This window comes from Pseudoalteromonas sp. A757 (assembly GCF_004103285.1).
GTDB classification, from domain to species: Bacteria; Pseudomonadota; Gammaproteobacteria; order Enterobacterales; family Alteromonadaceae; genus Pseudoalteromonas; species Pseudoalteromonas galatheae.
The window spans coordinates 125156-146560 of the sequence record NZ_QNQN01000065.1; the positions used below are offsets into that span (position 1 = coordinate 125156).

19 protein-coding genes are annotated in these 21405 nt (G+C 41.7%); 11 read left to right on the forward strand and 8 right to left on the reverse strand.

Translation table 11 applies throughout. The features are described 5' to 3' along the window. The first annotated feature begins 198 nt into the window (after nucleotides 1–198). The 3 genes from DRB05_RS09000 (at nucleotide 199) to DRB05_RS09010 (ending at nucleotide 7664) form a co-directional block, all read left to right on the forward strand. Entirely contained in the window at nucleotides 199–1059 is an 861-nt protein-coding gene (locus DRB05_RS09000; protein WP_128726642.1) for a S1/P1 nuclease, read from the forward strand. 36 nt (nucleotides 1060–1095) lie between these two features. Beyond that, entirely contained in the window at nucleotides 1096–4188 is a 3093-nt protein-coding gene (locus DRB05_RS09005) for a TonB-dependent receptor (RefSeq protein WP_128726643.1), read from the forward strand. A gap of 197 nt (nucleotides 4189–4385) precedes the next feature. Further along, nucleotides 4386–7664 (forward strand): TonB-dependent receptor, encoded by a 3279-nt coding sequence (locus tag DRB05_RS09010; RefSeq protein ID WP_128726644.1) that lies wholly within the window; start codon nucleotides 4386–4388, stop codon nucleotides 7662–7664. A gap of 57 nt (nucleotides 7665–7721) precedes the next feature. On the opposite strand, the gene DRB05_RS09015 is transcribed toward DRB05_RS09010, so the two are convergent. Next, nucleotides 7722–8192 carry a MarR family winged helix-turn-helix transcriptional regulator gene (locus DRB05_RS09015; RefSeq protein WP_128726645.1) on the reverse strand — a complete coding sequence of 157 codons (471 nt, stop codon included), beginning with the start codon at nucleotides 8190–8192 and terminating at the stop codon, nucleotides 7722–7724. 112 nt (nucleotides 8193–8304) lie between these two features. On the opposite strand from DRB05_RS09015, the gene hmgA reads away from it, so the two are divergent. Next, the gene (gene hmgA / locus DRB05_RS09020) at nucleotides 8305–9600 is read left to right on the forward strand and encodes a homogentisate 1,2-dioxygenase (RefSeq protein ID WP_128726646.1); all 1296 of its coding nucleotides are present in this window, start codon (nucleotides 8305–8307) and stop codon (nucleotides 9598–9600) included. Nucleotides 9601–9608: 8 nt separating this feature from the next. Next, nucleotides 9609–10235 (forward strand): maleylacetoacetate isomerase, encoded by a 627-nt coding sequence (gene maiA, locus DRB05_RS09025; protein WP_193554566.1) that lies wholly within the window; start codon nucleotides 9609–9611, stop codon nucleotides 10233–10235. Between the two features lie 58 nt (nucleotides 10236–10293). On the opposite strand, the gene DRB05_RS09030 is transcribed toward maiA, so the two are convergent. Beyond that, nucleotides 10294–10524 (reverse strand): TIGR02647 family protein, encoded by a 231-nt coding sequence (locus tag DRB05_RS09030; RefSeq protein WP_128726648.1) that lies wholly within the window; start codon nucleotides 10522–10524, stop codon nucleotides 10294–10296. Between the two features lie 60 nt (nucleotides 10525–10584). Between DRB05_RS09030 and DRB05_RS09035 the strand changes: the two genes are divergently transcribed. Both DRB05_RS09035 and DRB05_RS09040 read left to right on the forward strand, forming a co-directional pair. After that, nucleotides 10585–10866 (forward strand): DUF1496 domain-containing protein, encoded by a 282-nt coding sequence (locus DRB05_RS09035; RefSeq protein WP_128726649.1) that lies wholly within the window; start codon nucleotides 10585–10587, stop codon nucleotides 10864–10866. Between the two features lie 32 nt (nucleotides 10867–10898). Continuing rightward, on the forward strand, nucleotides 10899–11141 hold the full coding sequence (locus DRB05_RS09040) for a VF530 family protein (protein ID WP_128726650.1): 243 nt from the start codon (nucleotides 10899–10901) through the stop codon (nucleotides 11139–11141). Nucleotides 11142–11157: 16 nt separating this feature from the next. Here DRB05_RS09040 and DRB05_RS09045 read toward each other — a convergent pair whose 3' ends face one another. The 3 genes from DRB05_RS09045 to DRB05_RS09055 all read right to left on the reverse strand — a co-directional run bounded on the left by DRB05_RS09045 (nucleotide 11158) and on the right by DRB05_RS09055 (nucleotide 14229). Further along, nucleotides 11158–11865, reverse strand: a complete 708-nt coding sequence (locus DRB05_RS09045) for a transporter substrate-binding domain-containing protein (protein WP_128726651.1) — start codon at nucleotides 11863–11865, stop codon at nucleotides 11158–11160. Between the two features lie 175 nt (nucleotides 11866–12040). Next, entirely contained in the window at nucleotides 12041–13153 is a 1113-nt protein-coding gene (locus tag DRB05_RS09050) for an arginase family protein (RefSeq protein ID WP_128726652.1), read from the reverse strand. Between the two features lie 296 nt (nucleotides 13154–13449). Then, the gene (locus tag DRB05_RS09055; RefSeq protein WP_128726653.1) at nucleotides 13450–14229 is read right to left on the reverse strand and encodes a DUF2189 domain-containing protein; all 780 of its coding nucleotides are present in this window, start codon (nucleotides 14227–14229) and stop codon (nucleotides 13450–13452) included. Between the two features lie 377 nt (nucleotides 14230–14606). On the opposite strand from DRB05_RS09055, the gene udp reads away from it, so the two are divergent. Beyond that, complete coding sequence (gene udp, locus DRB05_RS09060; RefSeq protein ID WP_128726654.1) at nucleotides 14607–15365, forward strand: uridine phosphorylase; 759 nt, start codon at nucleotides 14607–14609, stop codon at nucleotides 15363–15365. 26 nt (nucleotides 15366–15391) lie between these two features. Here udp and cdd read toward each other — a convergent pair whose 3' ends face one another. The 3 genes from cdd to ppc form a co-directional block, all read right to left on the reverse strand. Continuing rightward, nucleotides 15392–16258 carry a cytidine deaminase gene (cdd, locus tag DRB05_RS09065; RefSeq protein WP_128726655.1) on the reverse strand — a complete coding sequence of 289 codons (867 nt, stop codon included), beginning with the start codon at nucleotides 16256–16258 and terminating at the stop codon, nucleotides 15392–15394. A gap of 43 nt (nucleotides 16259–16301) precedes the next feature. Beyond that, nucleotides 16302–16619: a hypothetical protein gene (locus DRB05_RS09070; RefSeq protein WP_235956687.1), complete on the reverse strand. Its 318-nt coding sequence runs from the start codon at nucleotides 16617–16619 to the stop codon at nucleotides 16302–16304. 266 nt (nucleotides 16620–16885) lie between these two features. Continuing rightward, a complete protein-coding gene (gene ppc / locus DRB05_RS09075; protein WP_128726657.1) occupies nucleotides 16886–19519 on the reverse strand; it encodes a phosphoenolpyruvate carboxylase in 2634 nt (877 codons plus the stop codon). Nucleotides 19520–19644: 125 nt separating this feature from the next. Between ppc and DRB05_RS09080 the strand changes: the two genes are divergently transcribed. The 3 genes from DRB05_RS09080 to DRB05_RS09090 are packed head-to-tail and all read left to right on the forward strand — an operon-like array spanning nucleotide 19645 to nucleotide 21401. Then, entirely contained in the window at nucleotides 19645–20034 is a 390-nt protein-coding gene (locus DRB05_RS09080) for a DUF393 domain-containing protein (protein WP_128726658.1), read from the forward strand. Further along, nucleotides 20027–20752 carry an SDR family NAD(P)-dependent oxidoreductase gene (locus DRB05_RS09085; protein ID WP_128726659.1) on the forward strand — a complete coding sequence of 242 codons (726 nt, stop codon included), beginning with the start codon at nucleotides 20027–20029 and terminating at the stop codon, nucleotides 20750–20752. Before DRB05_RS09080 ends, DRB05_RS09085 begins: the two co-directional genes overlap by 8 nt. Before the next feature lie 7 nt (nucleotides 20753–20759). Next, the gene (locus tag DRB05_RS09090) at nucleotides 20760–21401 is read left to right on the forward strand and encodes a flavin reductase (protein WP_128726660.1); all 642 of its coding nucleotides are present in this window, start codon (nucleotides 20760–20762) and stop codon (nucleotides 21399–21401) included. Nucleotides 21402–21405: the final 4 nt, after the last annotated feature.

A 21405-nucleotide genomic window follows, 5' to 3' on the forward strand; every position in this document is an offset into this window, starting at 1 on the left:
TCTTGACTTCTATTAGATCAATTTTCTTTACTCATTGCAATAGGTAATTTTACTAATAACCTATAAATAATTGAATTTATTACTTTATTGACAGGAAATTATGAATCTTATTGAGTCCTTTTATTTTGTTGAAAAATGCGGACAATTGGCCTCACTTTTTGGTTGGGAAGATTGTTCCCTTTTCTACAAGAGATACAAATGTTACGTAAAAGCTTGTCATTACTTTTTGCGGTAGGAATGACGTTCACTGCGTCAAATGCGTACGCATGGGGCCAAAATGGCCACAGAATTATCGGTGAGCTAGCTGAAGCACACTTAACCGAGCAGACGCGTGTTGCTATTCAACCCTTATTAGAAGGTGACTCACTAGCGGAGATATCTACTTGGGCAGATGAAATGCGGTCGGATCCAAGCACGTTTTGGCGCAAACAATCTTCGAAATGGCATTACATCAATATCGAAGACCCTAAAAACATGCACCAACATGTCCATTCAAATCTAGACGATAAAGAAAAAGTAAAAAATATTCTAGATGGCATTTATTACTCTATTAACACTCTCCAATCCGACTCCAAATCCATAGACGAAAAACGTTTTGCATTGCGCTTCCTTGTCCACCTTGTCGGCGATAGTCACCAACCTTTCCATGCCGGCAGAGGTAAGGACCGCGGCGGAAACATGATTAAAGTAAAGTTTTTTGGTAGTGACTCAAACCTACACAGTACCTGGGACACCAAATTAATCGAAAATGAAAATCTTTCATTTACAGAATTTACACGTTTTATTCAAACCACAAATAATGAAATAATTGCTGAATACTTAGACAGCTCACCAGCCGACTGGTTGCTTGAATCAAATAATATTGCCGAAAATGTATATAACAGCAATGAAACTGAAATAAGTTATGGGTACATTTACAAGCATATGCCAACAGTGAAGTTTAGACTGCAACAAGGCGGTATTAGACTTGCTGGTTTATTAAACCAAATTTTTGATAAGGACTCGCAGCCATTAAAAGAAGCATTAAAAAAGACTTCTAACACTGCGAATATAAAATAACTTTAGTAAGTTCTGAAATATACGGGAAACAACATAATGAATACTCTTTTACGCAAAACAGCACTGTCTCTTGCTATTGCAGCAAGTTTAGCTGCAAGCGGCTTTGCACACGCAAACGACACAGCTTCTAGCTTAAAAGGTCAAGTCGTAGGCCCTATGGGTAATCCAGCTACTGGTACAAAAATAACAATTATTCATACCCCTTCGGGCTCCGTAAAAACAGCCACAGTAAATGAAAGCGGTGTATTCTCTGCAAAAGGCCTTCGCGTTGGTGGTCCTTACCAAATTATTATTGACTCTGATAAATTTGAAGATACTAGAGTTGATGATGTTTATCTATCTTTAGGTAAAACCTACCCTGTTTCAGTTCAACTGCAATCACTACAAGACATTGAGCAAATAGTGGTGACTGGACGTCCTTTAACTGCACAATCTGGCGGAACAGGTCCCGCATCTCACTTTTCTCTGGCTGAATTACAAAATAAGCCTGCGATTAATCGTGATTTGAAAGATATTGTACGTACTGACCCTAGAATCTACGTAGACGAGAGCAGTTCAGGCGCTATTTTATGTGCAGGAGGTAATCCTAGGTTCAACAGTTTAACTGTTGATGGTATGCGAATGAACGATAACTTTGGCTTGAATAGCAATGGTTACCCAACTGAGCGTATGCCTTTTTCTTTTGATTCTATTGATCAAGTTGCTGTAGAACTTGCGCCATTCGATGTTCAATACGGAGGCTTTACTTCGTGTAACATCAATGCCGTAACAAAGTCAGGTACGAACACATTAACGGGCGGTCTATTTTTTGACTATACCAGTGATTCGCTATCTGGTGATAAAATTGATGGTCAAAAACAAAATATTGGCGATTATGACGAGAAACGTTACGGTTTTAACGTCGGCCTACCGCTGATTAAAGACTCACTGTTCCTATTTACAAGCTATGAAAAGCTAGAAGGATCAGAGATCTTCGAATATACACCGTTCGCAAATGGAAAAATCAGTCAGGCCAGCATCGACCGTATCACCGCTATAACGCAAGAAAAATACGGTTATGATGCCGGCGGTATGATCCCAAGTTTGCCTGTAGAAGATGAAAAGCTACTGGTAAAACTAGACTGGAACATCAACGACGATCATCGTGCAAGCTTCGTATATAACTATAACGATGGCTTTTCTTTGTCTCAATCTGATTCTGGTTCTGATAGGCTATCTTTATCAAACCATTTCTATGAACGTGGCGCAGAGCTCAACTCCTTTGTTACTTCAATCTATTCAGATTGGAGCGATGTGTTTTCGACCGAAGTCCGTATTGGTTATTCAGAGCTTGATAACCGTCAATTATCGCTAGATAAAGCATCTGGTTTTGGTGAGTTTCAAGTAAATGTCGATGATGTCACTGTTTACTTAGGTCCGGATGATTCTCGTCAAGCAAACAAATTAAAGTACGATAACCTTTCTCTGAAACTTGCAGGTACCTATTACCTTGATGAGCATGAGCTTTATTTCGGATATGAGCGTGAAGAACTCGATGTATTCAATATGTTCGTGCAACACAACGAAGGTGAATATCGCTTTAGCAGCATTGAAGATCTCAGTAATGGTATTGCGCGCGTTTACTATGGCAATGCTTCATCACATAACCCTGAAGATGCAGCTGGTGAATTTAAGTACGCACTAAATACGTTGTACTTCCAAGATAAGTTCGACTTTATCGATTACGATATGACCATCACGGCAGGCGTTCGTTACGACTGGTATACAAGCGATGACGTGCCAGCATATAATCCTAATTTTGAACAGCGTTTTGGCTTTTCAAACCAACAGAATCTGGATGGCGTTGACCTGTTACAACCGCGTTTAGGTGTTAATTGGACTTACAATGACCAGCTAGAATTGCGTGGCGGTATAGGCCTTTACTCTGGTGGTAACCCAAATGTATGGATCTCAAACAGCTACTCAAACGATGGTATTCGTAACATCCAAACAGACAAGAAAAACCTTCAGTTGCTAGGCCCAAATGCAGTTGCGTTCGTTGGCGACGGTCAAGCTGGTTTCGATATTCCTAAGGAATTATACGATACTGTCTCTGCGGGTGGAGCTGACGATAGCACTAACGTAACTGACCCTGATTTTGAAATTCCTTCTGAATGGAAGCTTTCACTGGGTGCAACTTATGTTACTGAATCTGATTATGTATTCAGTGTTGACTACTTATACACAGATAAACAAGATTCAGCGGTTATCAAGAATATCACATTAGCATCTGATGAAACTGCACCCGATGGCCGCCCAATTTACAATGATAAACTTCATTCTCGCGAATCAGACTTAATGCTAACCAATGTGTCGGGTGATGATGGTTATAGTCATGTTCTATCTTTCGGCATGAACAAATCATTTGATAACGGTATAGATTTAGCGCTTTCTTACGCATACACAGTTGCAAAAGATGTGCATCCAATGGGTAGCTCTGTCGCGTTTTCGAACTATCACAGAATAGCAACTGCGGATCCGCAAAACCCAGAAGTCGCGACTTCAGATTACGAAGTACCACATCGTGCAACAATGTCTCTATCGTATAAAACTGAGCTATTTGATGGCTTAGAAACTCGCTTTAGCCTATTCGGTCAAGCAAGTATGACAAACCCATACTCGTACACGTTTAATAACACAGGTATGTTCGGTTATGCTGATGAAAAGCGCGATTTGCTATACGTACCTTCTGAAGGCGACCAGCGTGTAGTCTATGGTGAAGAGTTTGATAAAGCTGCATTTGACTCATGGATTGGTCGTGAAGGTCTATCACGAGGTCAAATTCAAGACCGAAACTCTCAAGACGGCGAATGGTTTGTTACTTTCGATTTAAAAGTTGAACAAGAGTTTGGCGGCTTTGCTGATGGACATAAAGGTTCTGCATTCTTCGTAATAAAGAATGTTGGCAATCTACTTAACGATGACTGGGGCACATTAGAACGTGGTACGTCAATGCAAAACGCAGTGACAGCATCTATCAATGACAATGGTCAATATGTGTTTGAGAAGTTCAATAACCCTTCAGGCACTGACTTTGAAATTAAGCCATCGTTATATGAAATCCGTTTTGGTGTTAAATATAACTTCTAAATGATAAGTTCAGATTGAATTTATCACTTTTACGACACGGCTACCTTCTTTAGAAGCTAGCCGTACTACGTCGTAAACCAGCAGATGGTTTTGCTTTATAAATTAATCAACATAGTTAGAGAATTGTAGTATTAGGTGTCGTTTAATCACATCTAAAAATCTAACTCTCATAATCTACTTACACGGGAAATGAAACAATGAAAAACGTTCGCTTAACTAAAGTAGCTGGCGCACTAGCTCTTGCACTTGGCGTATCAGCGAGTGCTTATGCTGCTGACACGTCATCTGCAATGCGTGGTAAAATTACAACGCCAACAGGTGAAGCCGCTGCAAACGTTAAAGTTACAGTTATTCACGAACCAACTGGAACAACAAGTACTTTTCTAACCAACGAGTCAGGTACGTTTATCGCAAAAGGCCTCCGTGTAGGTGGTCCTTATCGCGTAATCTTGGATTCCAACAAGTATTCAGATACACAACTTGACAATATTTATCTAGAGCTTGGTGATACTCACCGCCTAAATAACCAGCTTCAGCCATTACAACAAATAGAAAAAATCGAAGTCACTGGATATAAGCTAGTGCAACAAGCTGGTGGCTCAAGCAGTGTATTTGGTGCAGATACCATTGAAAACGTGCCTAGCTTCAATAATGATATCAAAGATATTGCACGCTTAAACCCACTAGCCAGTATCAATGGTAATGGCGAACTAACGATTGCGGGTAATAACCCAAGAACCAACGGTTTAACCGTTGACGGTATCGGTCAAAATGATGATTTTGGTCTAAACTTTGGTGGTTACCCAACGGCGCAACCACCTGTAGCACTTGATGCAATTGAACAGATCTCAGTTGATACCTCACCTTTTTCTGCTAAAAAAGGTAACTTTGGTGGTGGCACAATCAATGCTGTTACTAAGTCTGGCTCTAATGAATATACTTTCACTGGCTTCTACGAAACCAGCACACCAAGTCTAGCAGGTAAGCTTGATAACATTTCTGAAGCTAAATACAAAGAAGATGTAAAAGATGCTGACGGTAAAGTAATTCACCGTGCGGGTTCAAATATTCTTGATCAAGATGGTCATAAGACTTTCGAGGTGGCAAGCACAGATCCTATCGTTACCGAAAAGCGTTTGGGCTTTAGCACCGGTGGCGCGATTATTAAAGACAAGTTATTTTACTTTGTTAACTACAACTCTTGGAAACAAGAGATGGACATGGACTACGGTTTTGATGGTTCGGGTACAGCGCATGAATTTGATGTGAGTGAAAATGACTACAATAAATTCATTACTACATTAAACAGCGTATATGGTATCGAAGATGGATTTGGTGGTAATCCAGAAGACACCAGCGATAGCGTGTTAATTAAGCTTAGCTGGAACATTTCAGATCTTCACCGTGCAGACTTTACTTACCAATGGCAAGATGAAGAAGATGCAAGAGGCTTCGCAACAGGTGGCGAAACAGTATCAATGGCGTCAAGTCGTTATACCTACACAACCAAGTTCGATAATTTTGCCGCTAAATTGTATTCAGATTGGTCTGATGATTTCTCGACAGAAATTGGTCTTGCCTACAAAAATGTAACTAATGACAGCGTAACAAACTCAGATTTAGGCACCATTAAGGTGTACTTGAATGGCGACCGTGGCGCAGGCTTCCAATTCGGTCGCGATGTATACCGCCATGTCAATGAATCTGAAACTGAAACTTTTGCGTTTACACTTGATGCAACTTACCTAATGGGTGACCACGAGATTAACTTCGGTGGTCAGTACGAGAGCAAACGCCTGTACAACTTGTTCGGTGAAGATTCAAGAGGTAGCTGGACGTTTGGTAGCATAAAAGATTTTGAAAACAAAAAGCTGTTCTTGAACAAGTATGATGACTACAAATTCTCTTATACCAATGCTTATACTAACGATGTCAATGACTTAGCTTATGATGCCACGCGTGAGCAACTTGCGCTTTATATTGAAGATAAGTTCTATGTGACTGATGATCTTGAAATGACAGCGGGTGTTCGTTACGAACGCTTATCTTCAAGCGATAAGCCAACGTTAAATACCGCATTCCAAGAAACTTATGGTTATACGAACCAGGAAAACTTGGATGGTGCTGATATCATTTTACCACGTATCGGATTCAAGTATTATGCAACTGAATCACTCACCATTAATGGTGGTGTTGGTCGTTTCCATGGCGGTATCCCCAATGTTTGGTTTAACAACCCATTCCAAAAAGACGGGTTAACGCAGGTTAGCGCAAACCAGGACGCTATCAACGATTATTTCGCTGGTGTTGAACAAGTTGACTTCACTCGTGTACCACAGCCAATTCAAGATTCTCTACAACAAGGTGCTGGCAGCACAGCTTATACGGATCCTAACTTCGAGCTACCATCGAGCATTCGTGCACAGGTTGGTTTTGAATATGATTTTGATTCTGAACTATTAGGTGATGGCTTCAAGTGGACTGCTGAACTTGCTTACCACAACAAGCAAGACGAAGCGGTATGGCATAACACTTCTATCACGCCAAAGCTTGATGAAAACGGTAATATCGTGCGCTCTGCAACTGGTCGAATCATCTATGACAACAAGTACTCTGGTGAGCTTAGAGATAACTATGACATTATGATGACCAATGCAGATGAAGACGCACGTTCTATTATTTTAAGCACCGCAATTGCTAAAGAGTGGGATAACGGCCTTTACGTTTCTGCAAGTTACACGAATCAAGATGTTGAAGATGTATCACCTGGTAGCGCTTCTCAAGCAGATGGTAACTACAAACACGCAACTACGCACAGCCGTAATGTTGACTTAGTAGGTCGTGGTCACTACGAAGTAGAACATAGCTTCAAGATTAACTTGCGCTACACTACTGAATTCTTTGACGGTTATGCGTCTAAGTTTAATGTGTTCTTTGAACGTCGATCTGGCCGTCCATTTAGCTACACTATGGGCTCATACAACGACTACGATTTTGGCGATACTCGTGACTTTGCACGTACATCAGCATACCTAGCGTACATTCCGTCTGGTCCTGATGATGCCAATGTAAACTGGGAACAGTCAGATTTATCATGGAACCAGCTAGAAGCCTTACTTAATCGTGCTGGCATTACTGAGCGTGGACAACTACTAGACCGCAATACGGGAACTCAGCCTTGGGTTACCACTATGGATGTTAGCTTTAAACAAGAAATCCCAGGTTTCTATAAAGACCATAAAGGTGAACTTTACTTTATGATCGAAAACTTCGCTAACCTACTAAATAGTGACTGGGGTGTAGAGAAGAAACTAAGTTACTCTGACCAAGCTGTTTATGACTTCGGTGGCCTAGATGACGATGGCAAGCTAATCATCGAGCCACGCTACAACGGTGCAGATGTTCGTAACTACTCGACTATCGATAAAGGCGCGTCAGCATGGCAAGCTAAAATTGGTATTCGTTACACATTCTAATATCTAACACGTAATTAGATAATCTCCCAAAGGCCAACGATTGTTGGCCTTTTTTCGTTAATCAGCATTACTTGTATGACTGTTTACTAGTCTATTTTGAAGCACCGCTAACAGTTCAATAAATTTCTCTTTCTGCTCATCGCTAAAACAACTAAGTAGCTCAGCTTCCCAAGCCAATGCAAACGGCGTTAACGTTTGATAAAGCACTCTTCCTTGCTCTGTCACCGCAATAGTTTTTGCACGTTTATCACTTGAACTTACTAACATCTCTATCAACTTTCTGTCTTGTAACTGTTTGATCGCTCTCGAAACTGTCGATTTGTCCATATTTGCCAGTTCACAAATGTGCTTAGCGGTGCTCCCCTCCTTCTGTATTGCGTGAGATAACACCCGCCATTGTGGCTGAGTTAATTCTCCCTTTTGTTCATAGACGTGCGCAAAGTCACTGCTCACTTTTGTTGACAGTGAAACGAGCTGATACGGCAAAAATTCGTTTATATTCAGCAGCTTTTCATCATTTTTAGACATTATTCCACACTCCCAACTGTCACTATAGCTTTACAGGGCGACTAGATGACAAACATTGAAAATACTCTCACATGAGAGTATCTTACTATAAAACATTAAGGAGTCGAGACACATGAGCCAAGAACTTCAATATTTAACTGGGTTTGGTAATGAGTTTGAAAGTGAAGCATTGCCGGGCGCTTTACCTATTGGTCAATTTTCACCGCAAAAAGTAAAATACGACCTTTATGCAGAGCAATATAACACTACAGCATTTACAGCACCTCGTGCTGATAATCGTAGAAATTGGTTTTACCGTATTCGCCCCTCTGTTTTACAAGGGGAATACGAGGCCATTGATAATGGTTTACTGCGCACAGCACCAATAACTGAAGCCGTTACCCCCCCTTCCATGTTGCGCTGGAACCCTATCGAGGTACCACAAGAAAAAACAGACTTTATCAATGGCTTAGTAACGATGGCTGCTAACGGCAGTGCCAACGGACAAAGCGGGATAGGCATTCATGTTTACGTTGCTAACGCATCAATGGAGGGACGTTACTTTTATAATGCGGATGGTGAATTATTATTCGTCCCACAGCAAGGTGAACTCATTTTACATACAGAGTGCGGAAAACTCGCGATTAAACCAGGTGAGATTGCCGTTATCCCTCGTGGGATCAAGTTTAGAGTTGAGTTACTCAGCGATGCAGTGCGCGGTTATATTTGTGAAAACTACGGCAATCCCTACATCCTGCCGGAGCGAGGCCCCGTTGGCGCAAATGGTTATACAAACGAGCGTGATTTCCAATACCCAGTGGCTGCCTTTGAAGACATAGAAGGCGACTTTGAACTGGTTGCTAAGTTCAACGGTAATTTATTCCGCTGTGACATTGGCCACTCACCTCTTGATGTAGTAGCGTGGACAGGTAATAGCGCCCCATACAAATATGATTTAGCACGATTTAACGTAATGAACACCGTAAGCTTTGATCACCCAGATCCGTCAATCTTTACTGTGCTTACTTCTCCATCAGGCACACCAGGTGTTGCCAATGTAGACTTTGTGATCTTCCCACCGCGCTGGATGGTGGCAGAAAATACCTTCCGCCCTCCTTATTATCACCGGAATATCATGAGTGAGTTTATGGGGTTGATCGAAGGAGTCTACGACGCCAAAGAGCATGGCTTTGTACCTGGTGGCATGAGCCTGCATAACTGTATGTCTCCACATGGACCAGAAGCGGATGTCTTTGAAAAAGCAAGCAATGCAGAACTTGCACCGCAGCGTTATGAAAACACGCTCGCGTTTATGTTTGAGTCACGTTACATTATCTCTCCAACTAAGTATGCTTTAGAAGGCAAAGCGCGTCAGCCTAACTATGCTGATTGCTGGAAAGGCATTAAAAAGTACTTTAAAGGAGCATAAAGATTATGTTGAAACTCTATACTTATTTTCGCTCATCTGCGGCCTATCGAGTGCGTATTGCTTTAAATCTTAAAGGATTAGACCACGAGTTAGTCCCTGTAAACTTGCTTAAATCGGAGCAAAACGGCGAGGCATATTTAAGTAAAAATGGTCAAGGGTTGCTTCCAGCACTAGAAACTGAGCATGGCGTTCTTGCACAGTCTTTAGCAATACTGGAGTGGTTGGAAGAAACGCAAAGCGGCCAAGCTTTGTTACCACAAGACCCATGGCAAAAAGCGCAGGTAAGAAACTTTTGCTATGCCATCGCTTGTGATATCCACCCTATTGATAATTTACGTGTACTTAAATACTTATCAAACGAGCTAGGCGCATCTGACGACCAGAAAAACGAATGGTATCGTCACTGGGTTATCGAGGGCTTTAAAAAGCTAGAGCCTATGATAGGCGACGGTCAATTTTGCTTTGGTACAGAACCTACACTAGCCGACGTTTGTTTGGTGCCACAAGTATTTAATGCGCTGCGTTTTAAAGTGGATATGACTGCATTTCCTAAGATCGCCCGAGTATATGAATATTGCAATACGCTAAGCGCGTTTTCTGATGCTGCGCCTGAAAATCAATTAGACGCACAATAAGGCTATTAAAAAGAGTGATATGCTAAGCGTATCACTCTTTCAATTAAACGAATGTTTGTTATTTCAGTGCGCTATAGACATGGTCAAAGTGACCAATAAGGTCATGACCCAGATCAGTCAAATATCCCCCGTCAGGACTGTCAATGACCCCTTTTTCAAACAGCCGCACCGCCGCACCTTGCACACCTTCTGGCGCACTGCTATGAATTTTTATTCCCTGATGCAAACTATGTCTTGGAAATCTAGCTAGTAAGGTCAATTCATCCAATAATTTTTGGTCTAAAGCCATTGTCATTTTTCCTTATTCTTCTATAGTCATTTAACACTCTAGTTCAAAAAACTAAATTTGATGAAGTTTTTAATTTGTTTAATCGCTGTTAATTTGATCTCACTGCCGATTTTGGCTGCGACGCCCGCTGATTTAAGGTTGTATACAGAAATACCAAAGGAAGTGTGCTGGTATGAAGGTAAATCATATAGCGAAGGCGCACTGTTGTTACAGTTTGATATGCTGTTTGTCTGTGCCACAAAAAAATACAACGAAGATAACAGTAAACTTATGTGGGTAAAAGCTGACGCATCTGGTACGCCAATTAGACCTGAAATTTCAAATAAAATTAGGGTAAACTAGGTGTAATATCTCAAGTTATATAGAAGTAGAAGATGACAACCCAAGCAAATAACCCCCTTCATGGTATCAAGTTAGAAGAAATTATTGTAAAACTTGAACAGCAGCTAGGCTGGAAAGAAATGGCAGCCGCCGTAGATATCAACTGCTTCAAAGATAATCCAAGCGTTAAATCTAGTCTCAAGTTTTTGCGCCGCACACCTTGGGCAAGAACCAAAGTAGAGCAACTGTATCTAGATACATTTCACGGCTTTCAGTGGCCAGAGATAAAAAAATAATCCGTTTTCTTCAAGCTTATTTGGCTGAATAAAGCGCGTTGTAGGTTTCCTGAAGTTTCTCAAGGATGTGTTTGGGAACATTTTTATTACAGGCTAAGTAAAGTGACGTATTAAACTTATCTAAGGTATATACCGGCTCAAGTAATTGAGCCGTTTGCTCTTTTGCACTTCGAAATCGAAACTGAGCATCACTTAGTATCACCAAGTCAACAAAGTCTTTTCGCGCTTTGAGTAGTTCAAAAACCTTGTCAAAGGAGTTAATCAGGATCAGCTGCCTTCCCTCTTGAAAACCATGTTCCATTAAAAACTGGTGGCTAAAATTATCCCGGATCACTGCAGTTCGATAAACTTGCGCGTCCTCTAATTTATTCAACTTGATTTTGCTTTCACGTAGCGCATAAAAAGATGTAGAAAAAGTATCAATTGGAAATACCCAGTTAAACTCATTTTCGCGAATGGTATTTCTGGCTGTTGAAAATACGCAGGTATCTTCTTTTCTCAATGCGGCATTATAGGCTGCAGGCCATGAAAGTACGTTGATGGTGTAATCCACGCCAGCGCCATCAAGCACGGCCCTAACTTTATCCGCAGAGCGACCAATCAACTCTCCTTTTTCATTAAGGTATTGGAAATCAGGAAAGTTCTCAGTGACAATATTTAGCGTATAGGCAAGCGCACTGAAACTCATCAGTAAAATACAAAGACCAATTGAGTATACACCCATCTGAAACTCTCCCCATAGCTACTTGAATAATATAGTCTTAACTTAAAGGTTGAGCAATTTTTAAAAAGGCTGAATGGTTCTTTAAAAAGCGTATTATGGGTAATTTATTGAAGTGAATGAGTGATAGACATGGATCCCCACGCCTATCACAGAGCTGTTTAGTTACTTAATTGCGTTAGCTATTGTTGATAGCATCAATTAAAAATGCACTCAACTTGGCGCCTTCTTTGAGCGTCGTTTCTGAGCTTGTTTGACCAACGAGGGAGCTATCGGTAAATGGTGCAATTTCCATCATGTCTGCACCTGTGATTTTAAACTCGCCTCGCAGCGCTTGTAGAATTAGCATCGCTTCGTCAGGAGTCATACCACCCGCTTCAGGAGTACCTGTTGCAGAAGCAAATTCTTCATCTAGTGCATCAATATCGAAGCTGACATAAAGTTCTTCAACGCCATCAGCCTTTAACTGTGTAATAACTTCTTCAACAATCGTTTGTGCACCACGCTCCCTAATTTCATGAGCCCAATGCTGCTTAACACCAAACGTTGACTCCCAATGAGATTTAGGTTTGCCACTAGAGCGGATCCCAAATTGCACTAAGTGGTGTGGTGCAGGCAGGAACTCTAGGATATGCGTACACCAAGAGCCAAAACATAAATCGATACCTAAGCGTTCGACAAGTAAATCCGTATGGGCGTCAAAATGAATAATTGCTGTTTTTACACCGCGAGCACGCTTTGCTTTAAGATACGCTTTTGTTAATGGGTAGCTGATTGAGTGGTCGCCACCAATACCAAACACACCTTTATCTGGATAATTTTCGTAAAAACCATCACAAACATCTTCTGTAATAGATAAAGGTGACACGTAATATTCACTCTCAGGATCCGCATAAAGTGCTTTTTGACAGTTGCTGATCGTGCTTTCATTCAAGTATTTATCATGAAGTAAATGTGGAATAACACGCACATCTCCAAGGTCAAACGCATTCGTTTGCGGCTGCTGCTCAATTAATGTCGAGCGCAAAAATAACGGCCCCCAGTTGGCACCGCGTAAAATTCCACCACCACAATCTGAACTAATCCCAAGAATTGCCGCTTTATGCTCACTTTCGCCCAGCTGTTCTAGCGATGTTTTCCAAAGAGCATCAATATCTTCTGTTTGCCCGTATAGCTTTTGTCTTAGCGCATCTTTTCTTTCTTTCGCTGTGTTTACTGTAAACACACCATCTCCCGGTGGGCATAAACAGTGCTCAAGTTTTTTATGGAATTGTTTTTTGCTCTCAGACATCGCTATCCCCTCTTAAGTGCATAATCATGCGATCCAGAAAAACCTTCCCCATTACGCATTATAGTGTGCGTCACATTCAAAATACGGTCGATTTAAAATGCGTAAAAACCATAAATTTAAAATAAAAAACCTTATAATTCATAGAGTTTCATTGATTTCAAACTTAGTTTTTGGAAGGCTTTACCTGTTCGTTAGGTCGTTGTTGCAGCACATATAACAGGTTCAAATAGGAAGTCAACCACAGTACCAACAATGCTCGTTGGCGCTGCGGTTGTTTATTCATAGAGGGCGTTTAGTTATTCGTAGTGGCGTGGAACTTTTGTTTTAATTACAGCAATATAGCCATGCCAACTTGCGTACGCTAGTAACGGCATAATAACGATAAAACCAGCAGTCCCAGTTGCAAATCCTAGCATCACCAAAAACACTAATATACCGCACCATACCACCATGGCGCCGACATTCTCTTTTACCGCATGCATTGAACTGATGACCGCAGTCATGATATCGACTCGACGCTCCATCATTATTTGTGGGGTAAATGTTGAGATTGCAAATACGCAAACCAATAAAATGCCCCCCACAATTGAGCCGAGGGCTAAAAACGCCGAAAGCTGTTCAAACGTTGGGTTAGGAACATTAGGATATAGCGCATGAATGAGTGCTGCCAAGCGCATCCAAACAATCATAATGACCATTAGTAGCACCGCAAACCCCCATTCACCAGCGGGATTGCGAAACATAGATTTAAGGCTATGTGTTAACGTTGGTTTATGACCCTTTTCTAACTCCCACGCGACATCATACAAACCTGCTGCGAAAGCAGGTCCAATAAGTGCGAAGGCAACCGCAGCAGGCAAAATAACCAGGTGAGTTCCTGATTGATATACTAACCACATGATAAAGGCGGGGATCAAGGTAAAAATAAGTCCATACACTAGGCTAAGTAATGGCGCATTCGCAATATCTTTAAAGGCTAATGCGAGCCAGTGAAACGGTGCCATGACCGGGACTTTGTTGCACTCAAAGCAACGTGCAAATTCGTTGTCTTTATTTATAGAATGTGTAGCAGGCATAACCATTCCTCATTGTTGCTCTCATGTTAAGGTTTAGTGGAACATCGACAATCCCGCAAGCTATTGTGAGTTATAATACTAACCGCTTTAATTCTCCAACCAATTTGAAGGGTAAATTATCATATAAGCGTGTTTTAAGTTTTTTAATTAAAACAAATGATTAGAAAAACTTTTCTTTGCTTATACGGATGTAGATAGCTTGTCAGTGGCAGGACGCAAGAGCATGCTACTAAACACTATTTCCCCACTTCAAAATCGCTCATTTACTTAATACGATTGGTATAATTTAAACACCTCACGCTTAAATAGGACATCTGTCCTGTACTTGATAGCCGTTAACTATAAACATTACGCTTTAATTATAACTAAGGTTTACTATGGAAAAGGTATTTCACTTAGGTCTTACGAAAGCCGACCTACAAGGCGCTTCACTGGCAATTGTTCCGGGTGATCCCGAGCGCTCAAAACGCATCTCTGAATATCTCGATTCTCCTGTCTGCTTAGCACAAACGCGCGAATTTCATATTTACCTTGGGTTTTTAAATGAAAGTCCTGTGGTAATTTGCTCAACTGGTATAGGCGGCCCATCTACGTCAATTGCAGTAGAAGAGTTAGCGCAGCTTGGCATCACTACTTTTTTACGCATAGGTACAACTGGCGCAATTCAACCACATATCAATGAAGGTGATATATTGGTGAGTACGGCATCAGTGCGTTTAGATGGCGCTAGCCAGCATTTTGCGCCAATTGAGTTTCCTGCGGTTTCTGATTTCCACACTACAGCCGCTATGGTACAAGCCTGTGAATCATTAGGTATTACCCATCATGTCGGTATTACGGCGTCTAGTGATACTTTCTACCCAGGGCAAGAACGTTATGACACATACTCAGGCTACGTTAGAAAGGCGTATCAGGGTTTATGTGCAGAATGGCAAAAGCTTAACGTGATGAATTATGAGATGGAATCTGCGACATTGTTTACCATGTGTGCAGCACTTGGATTGAAGTCCGCATGTCTTGCAGGTGTATTAGTAAACAGAACACGCCAAGAGATCCCCAACGTTGACCATCAAGCTGTTGAAAAGAAAGCCGTCACAGCTGTGCTAAAAGCAGCTGAAATCTTACTTTCGAAATAATCGCTGAAGATATAGAGATTGAGTGATTACTCAATCTCTATATGTGTTAGTAAATGCTCAGCATTGTATGCCTGTAACACCGCTAGACTTACTTGCAACTGATTTGCAAAGCCTTGCTTTTCTAGCAAAGTGATCCCTGCCACATTTACCTCAGATAATACTTTACCCGACATCGCTAGTTGGCTTAGTGCACTTTGTAATGGTGACAAGCTTGGATTATAAGCCGCATTTTCAGCATAACGTCCATAAAAACACTCGCCACTGTCTAGTTTAATTTCCACGGCACTTTGATTATGTGTGTAGGGACAATAAGCACTAAGATAATGATGATAAAGCGCAGCACTAATTAATTCAGGCAAAGCTTTATCCTCAGCTAAATGATGTGTTTGAGAAAAAAGTTTTTCACTGTTACCCAGATCGTCCGGACCAAAGGAAGTCGGCAGCAAATCACAGAGCGAGGTTTTGCCTGTCGGCAATAAAATCTCAAGTTTCTTTGCGGTGTTTAGTTCATTCATAAATTGGCGACAAAACCCGCAAGGCGCGGCGTTGATCGTCATTTTAGAGATTTCAATTGCACCATTTAACCATGCATTGTTAATTGCCGCTTGCTCAGCATGAACAACTAAAGAAAGTGCTTGGTGTGAGAACTCTAAATTCGCCCCCAAAAACGCTTGATGAGATTTATCATCCCACGCGATGGCACCAACATAAAATTGCGAAATAGGAGGTGTAGCAAACTCAGCAGCAACTTCAAGCAGAGCAGCTTCAAGCTCGAGATCAGATAAATTAAAGCGATTTTGGTATTGTGTTAACTGGGAATAACTAATTATCCCACGATGTGCAGTGGCGTATTGCGTTAACGCACTTTTTATTGATGGTTCTATCTTTGCCATATTGTTGTCATGTTTATCTATGGCAGGATAGTTTACGCAAGAGTTACAACCGACTCAACCATTCTCTTGCAGATTTAAAACACTCAAAGTTTTCAGCGCTGATATTAAAACGTTTAATTTTCTGAAGAAAAAGATCATGCATATAACCTTCAAAGCCAACAACCCTTGCAATATGCATGTTGCCAATGTTGTGTGCAACTTTTGGCATTATGTTGACAATATCGATCGCAGCAAAGCGATGCTCAAGTTCACTGACATCCACTAGTACTTTACTACTATTATGCTTTTTAGCATATAGATTTGCTTTCTCGTATGCTGAGACCACATCGTTTGCACTCGCAACACCTCTGACCTTCATCATAATTAGATCGTTACACTCATCAAATGTGACACTAGTAGAAATTTTGTGCATGTATCGTAGACCTATCAACCGACAATTCTTGAATAAAACAAATAAAACGACTGGTTAAACCAGCCGCGCATTTTAAATCAATGAGAATTACTGTCAATAAATATACTAATAAAAAACCAATCAAACTAAAAAAACCAACCCATTAGGATTGGTTTTGTAGCTACTATGCTTATAAATGTAAAATTTTACAAAAATAGATTGTTCAAATTGTTGCACTAACCCGTGTTGCGCATACCGGCCGCTATACCTGTCATCGTGATCATAAGTGCCAGTTCCAAATCATGATTGGTTTCTTCACGCACCCGCTTTAACAGTTCAATTTGTAACAAGTTAAGTGGATCAGTATAAGGGTTTCTCAACCCGATTGATTCTTTGATCCAAGGTTGCTGTGATAACAGCGATGACTCTGGCGCAAGGCCGCGAATAAGCTCGATGGCTTGTTGCAAGTTGTCTCTCAACTCACCACCTAAACCTTTATACTCATCACTGACTAAACTTGCATCATACATCTCGCTGAGCCAAAGGTCGGCTTTACAGAATACCATTTCGAGCATTTCTAGACGGGTTCTAAAAAATGGCCACTTTGCACTCATTTCTTGCAGCATGTCTTTACCAAACGTTTCTACGGCGGCTTCAAGACCTTCTTTCGCCCCCAGCCAAGCAGGTAACATCAAGCGATTTTGACTCCATGCAAAAATCCATGGAATCGCCCTCAAACTCTCTACTCCGCCGTTTGGATTACGTTTAGAAGGCCGTGAGCCTAGTGGTAACTTAGACAGCTCTTGTTCTGGTGTTGCCATTCTAAAGTAAGGAACAAAATCAGGGTTTTCTCGAACAATACTGCGATACTTTTTACAGGAAGCTTCACTTATCGTCTCCATTACCTCTACCCATTTAGGTTCAGGTCGAGGAGGTGGCAACAAATTACTTTGTAAAATCGCACTGGTATAAATGGATAGACTTTGCATCGCGACTTTAGGCAAACCAAATTTAAAGCGGATCATTTCGCCTTGCTCGGTTACTCGCAAACCACTTTTTAGCGAACCAGGCGGTTGAGATCTCAGCGCTTGTGCAGCAGGCGCACCTCCACGGCCAATCGTCCCCCCACGGCCATGGAAAAGCACCAGCTCAACGCCCTTGGCATCAGCAAGATTAACCAACTTTTCCATTGCATCATACTGCGCCCACCCTGCCGCCATCATTCCTGCGTCTTTTGCAGAGTCAGAATAGCCGATCATCACATATTGCTTGGCACCAATCGTGCCTTTATACCAAGTGTTCTCAAATAATCCGCTGATCACTGATTGTGCATTATTTAAGTCATCCAGCGTTTCAAATAACGGCGCTACCGGTAAGTTGAATTTACACCCGCTTTCTTGGAGTAATAAGTGCACGGCGAGAATATCTGAGGCACTTTGCGCCATTGAGATTATGTAAATGCCAAGTGCGTTTTGGTCTTGATCCGCAATCGTTGCAAATGTTTCTAGCACCTCTTGAACATTGGAAGAAGGTTGCCAATGACGCGGCAGTAACGGTCGTCTTGAGCTTAGCTCGGTTAATAAGAAGGCTTGCTTGTCTGCTTCTTGCCACTGAGCATAATCGCCAAGACCCAAATAGCGCGTTAATTCAGAAAACACTTCGGTATGTCTGGCGGAATCTTGGCGAATATCTAACTTACATAAAGACACGCCAAAACAGTCAATTCGTCTTAATACATCCAACAACAAACCATCAGCAATATTAGCCATACGACAATCAACTAGTGAGCGATAACATGCCTCTAGTGGCTCTCTTATCTGTGAGACCTGCTTAATCTTGTCCTGATATTGAGAAGGTGTGCCTTTGATTTTATATTCCAATGCTGCAATGGTTTCTTCGACCTCAGCGCGTAGTTGCTTTAGCACATGACGATAAGGTTCATTACTGCCGTCCGCTCGCGCTATAAAGCTTTCGGACGCATTACTCATAGAGAGTTCTGCGCCCAAAATTTCTAGATCGCGACGATATAAATCAAGCGCCATCCAGCGGCCATGATCAAGCACAGATTGCGTCACATGAGAAGTAACAAACGGGTTGCCGTCTCTATCGCCCCCCATCCAAGAAGTGAGCTGAATAGGACTAAAATTGGCGGGTAGTTGTAAATTTAATCGCGTTTTCACTTGGGCGTTGAAATATCGAACAAACTTTGGCACGGCTTCCCAAAGACTATTTTCAATAACCGCAAACCCCCACTTTGCTTCATCCAGTGGCGTAGGTCGCTTTTCTCTTATATCGCTGGTGTGCCACGCCTGTGAAATCAACTGCTCAATGCGGTCAATAACCTCATCGTAAACAGGATCCTCACCAGAGGTCACCTCAAGCACTTTTAAACATTCGCTCAGCTCGACGTGTTTGTTGATGATAGTTCTGCGTGTTACTTCCGTCGGATGAGCGGTTAGCACCAAATCGATTTTTAGTTTGCTTATTACATCTGCAACTTCGTTAAGTGCCAGTGCGCCAGAATCAACTTTACTTTGCAACTCATCAAGCGCCTTATCGACTTCGATCATCACGCCGTCAGGAGAGCCCGATTTTGAAATGGTGTGAAATTGTTCTGCGACATTCGCTAAGTTTAAAAAATGATTAAATGAGCGAGCAACGGGAAGTAGCGCTTCATCGCTTAGGCTACGTAATGTGTCAATCAGCGCTTGCCTATCTGAATCATTACCACTTCTAGAGGATTTTGCTAGGTGCCTAATTTCTTCAACTTTGTCTAGCGTCTCTTGACCCTGCGCTTGTTGAATAATGTGTCCTAACATCTGCCCCAAAAGGCTCACATTACTACGTAGGCTTGCGTATTGCTCAGTCATACAATCTCCTTGATGAAAAGATACTCGAACTCCACTATACCGAGAATAAATTGATTTGCGAACGATCTATTTTCAAGACGTTAACGTAACAACATGACAAAGATAAGTATTATTCGAGTGAGCGAATGATTGTATTTTACGATGGTAACTGTCCGCTGTGTATGAGGGAAATGAATGAACTTAAACGTTTTGATAAACACAATAGCATTGATTTGGTGAACATTCACGATACCCGATTCGATACTGAGTTTCCTGAGATATCGCGTGAAGCAGCAATGGCAAAGCTCCATGGTTACGATAGCCAAGGCAAGCTTATTATCGGGCTGGATGTTACCGCAGCGGCTTGGGGTCAAGTCGGTAAACATCGCTGGATTAAATTACTTAGGCTACCAATAATTCGCAAGATTGCAGACTGGCTTTATTTGTTTTTTGCAAAACATAGAATGAAAATTTCTAAACTTTTGTCCCCAAGTCAATGCAGCATGCAAAATAGTGGAGATTGCAATCGTGACTAACCCCGCAATTATAGTCATTGGCGCAAGCTCTGCGATCGCGCGAGCCTTTGTAAAAACGCAAGTCGAGCAGAATTCCGACGTAAGAGTAATCACCGTGTCTCGGCAAGCTAAAGCGGCTTCAAAAGCGAGTGCCCTGCACTTTCAGTGCGATTACTCCGAGGCACAGATCCAGAAAGTTGGGAGACAAATATTTGAGCTTGACTGCACGGTTAAAAGTGTCACCATTTTTAATGGGCTACTCCATGACGAGTTTGATAAATTCCCAGAGAAAAAGCTTGAGGATGTTGATCTCGGCTACAGCATGGCACTTTTCAACATCAATACCATGATCCCCATGCTTTGGTTACAAGCTTTATTGCCGACCATTAAAGGGAAACAGTCATGTGTAGTTACTGCACTCTCTGCCCGTGTTGGAAGTATCAGTGACAACCGGATGGGAGGCTGGTACAGCTATCGCAGTTCAAAGGCAGCACTTAATATGATGTTTAAATCCGCGGCTGTCGAGCTTGCGCGTCGGGCAAAAAATATTAAGCTCATTTTGTTCCATCCAGGCACTACCGATACGCCACTTTCAAAGCCCTTTCAAGCCAATGTCCCAGATGAAAAACTCTTTACGCCAGAATTTGTGGCAGATCAACTCAGCAGCATCATAGCAAAGAGCCACCCGGATGGCACGGTGAGCTATGTTGACTGGCAAAATAAATCAATTGAATGGTGATCACTTCATGAAACACTTCTCCAGTGACGATATTAAAACCCTAGACGAACGTTACCGCGCACTGATGATAAATTCATTATCGGGTTTCAAAAGCGCTAACTTAATCGGAACAGTTGATGGGACAGGTCAGGAAAACTTGTCTATTGTTAGTTCAGTGTTCCACCTTGGCGCCAGTCCGGCGCTCGTTGGCGTGATTTTTAGGCCCCATAGCGTACCAAGGCACACGCTAGAGAACATATTAGCGACGCAAAAATACACGATTAATCAAGTTAACATTCAAATTTATATGGCGGCTCATCAAACCTCTGCCAGATATGAAAAGAGTCAATCTGAATTTGAGCAAACAGGATTAACCGCAGAGTACTTAAATGATTTCCCTGCTCCTTTCGTTAAAGAAAGTAGATTAAAATACGGACTTGCACTCAAAGATCATCAAACCATTAAACTTAATGACACAGAGTTAGTAATAGGCGAAATTGAATCGCTTCACGTTGAAGAAAAAGCGTTACTCGAAGACGGTTATATTGATATCGAGGCGCTCGACTGTGTTGCGATTTCAAGTTTAGACGGGTATCACAGTACCAAGCGTATTAATCGCTTAGAGTATGCAAAACCAAATAAGCCAACCAGAATTAAGCTGCTCGGCTAATTTT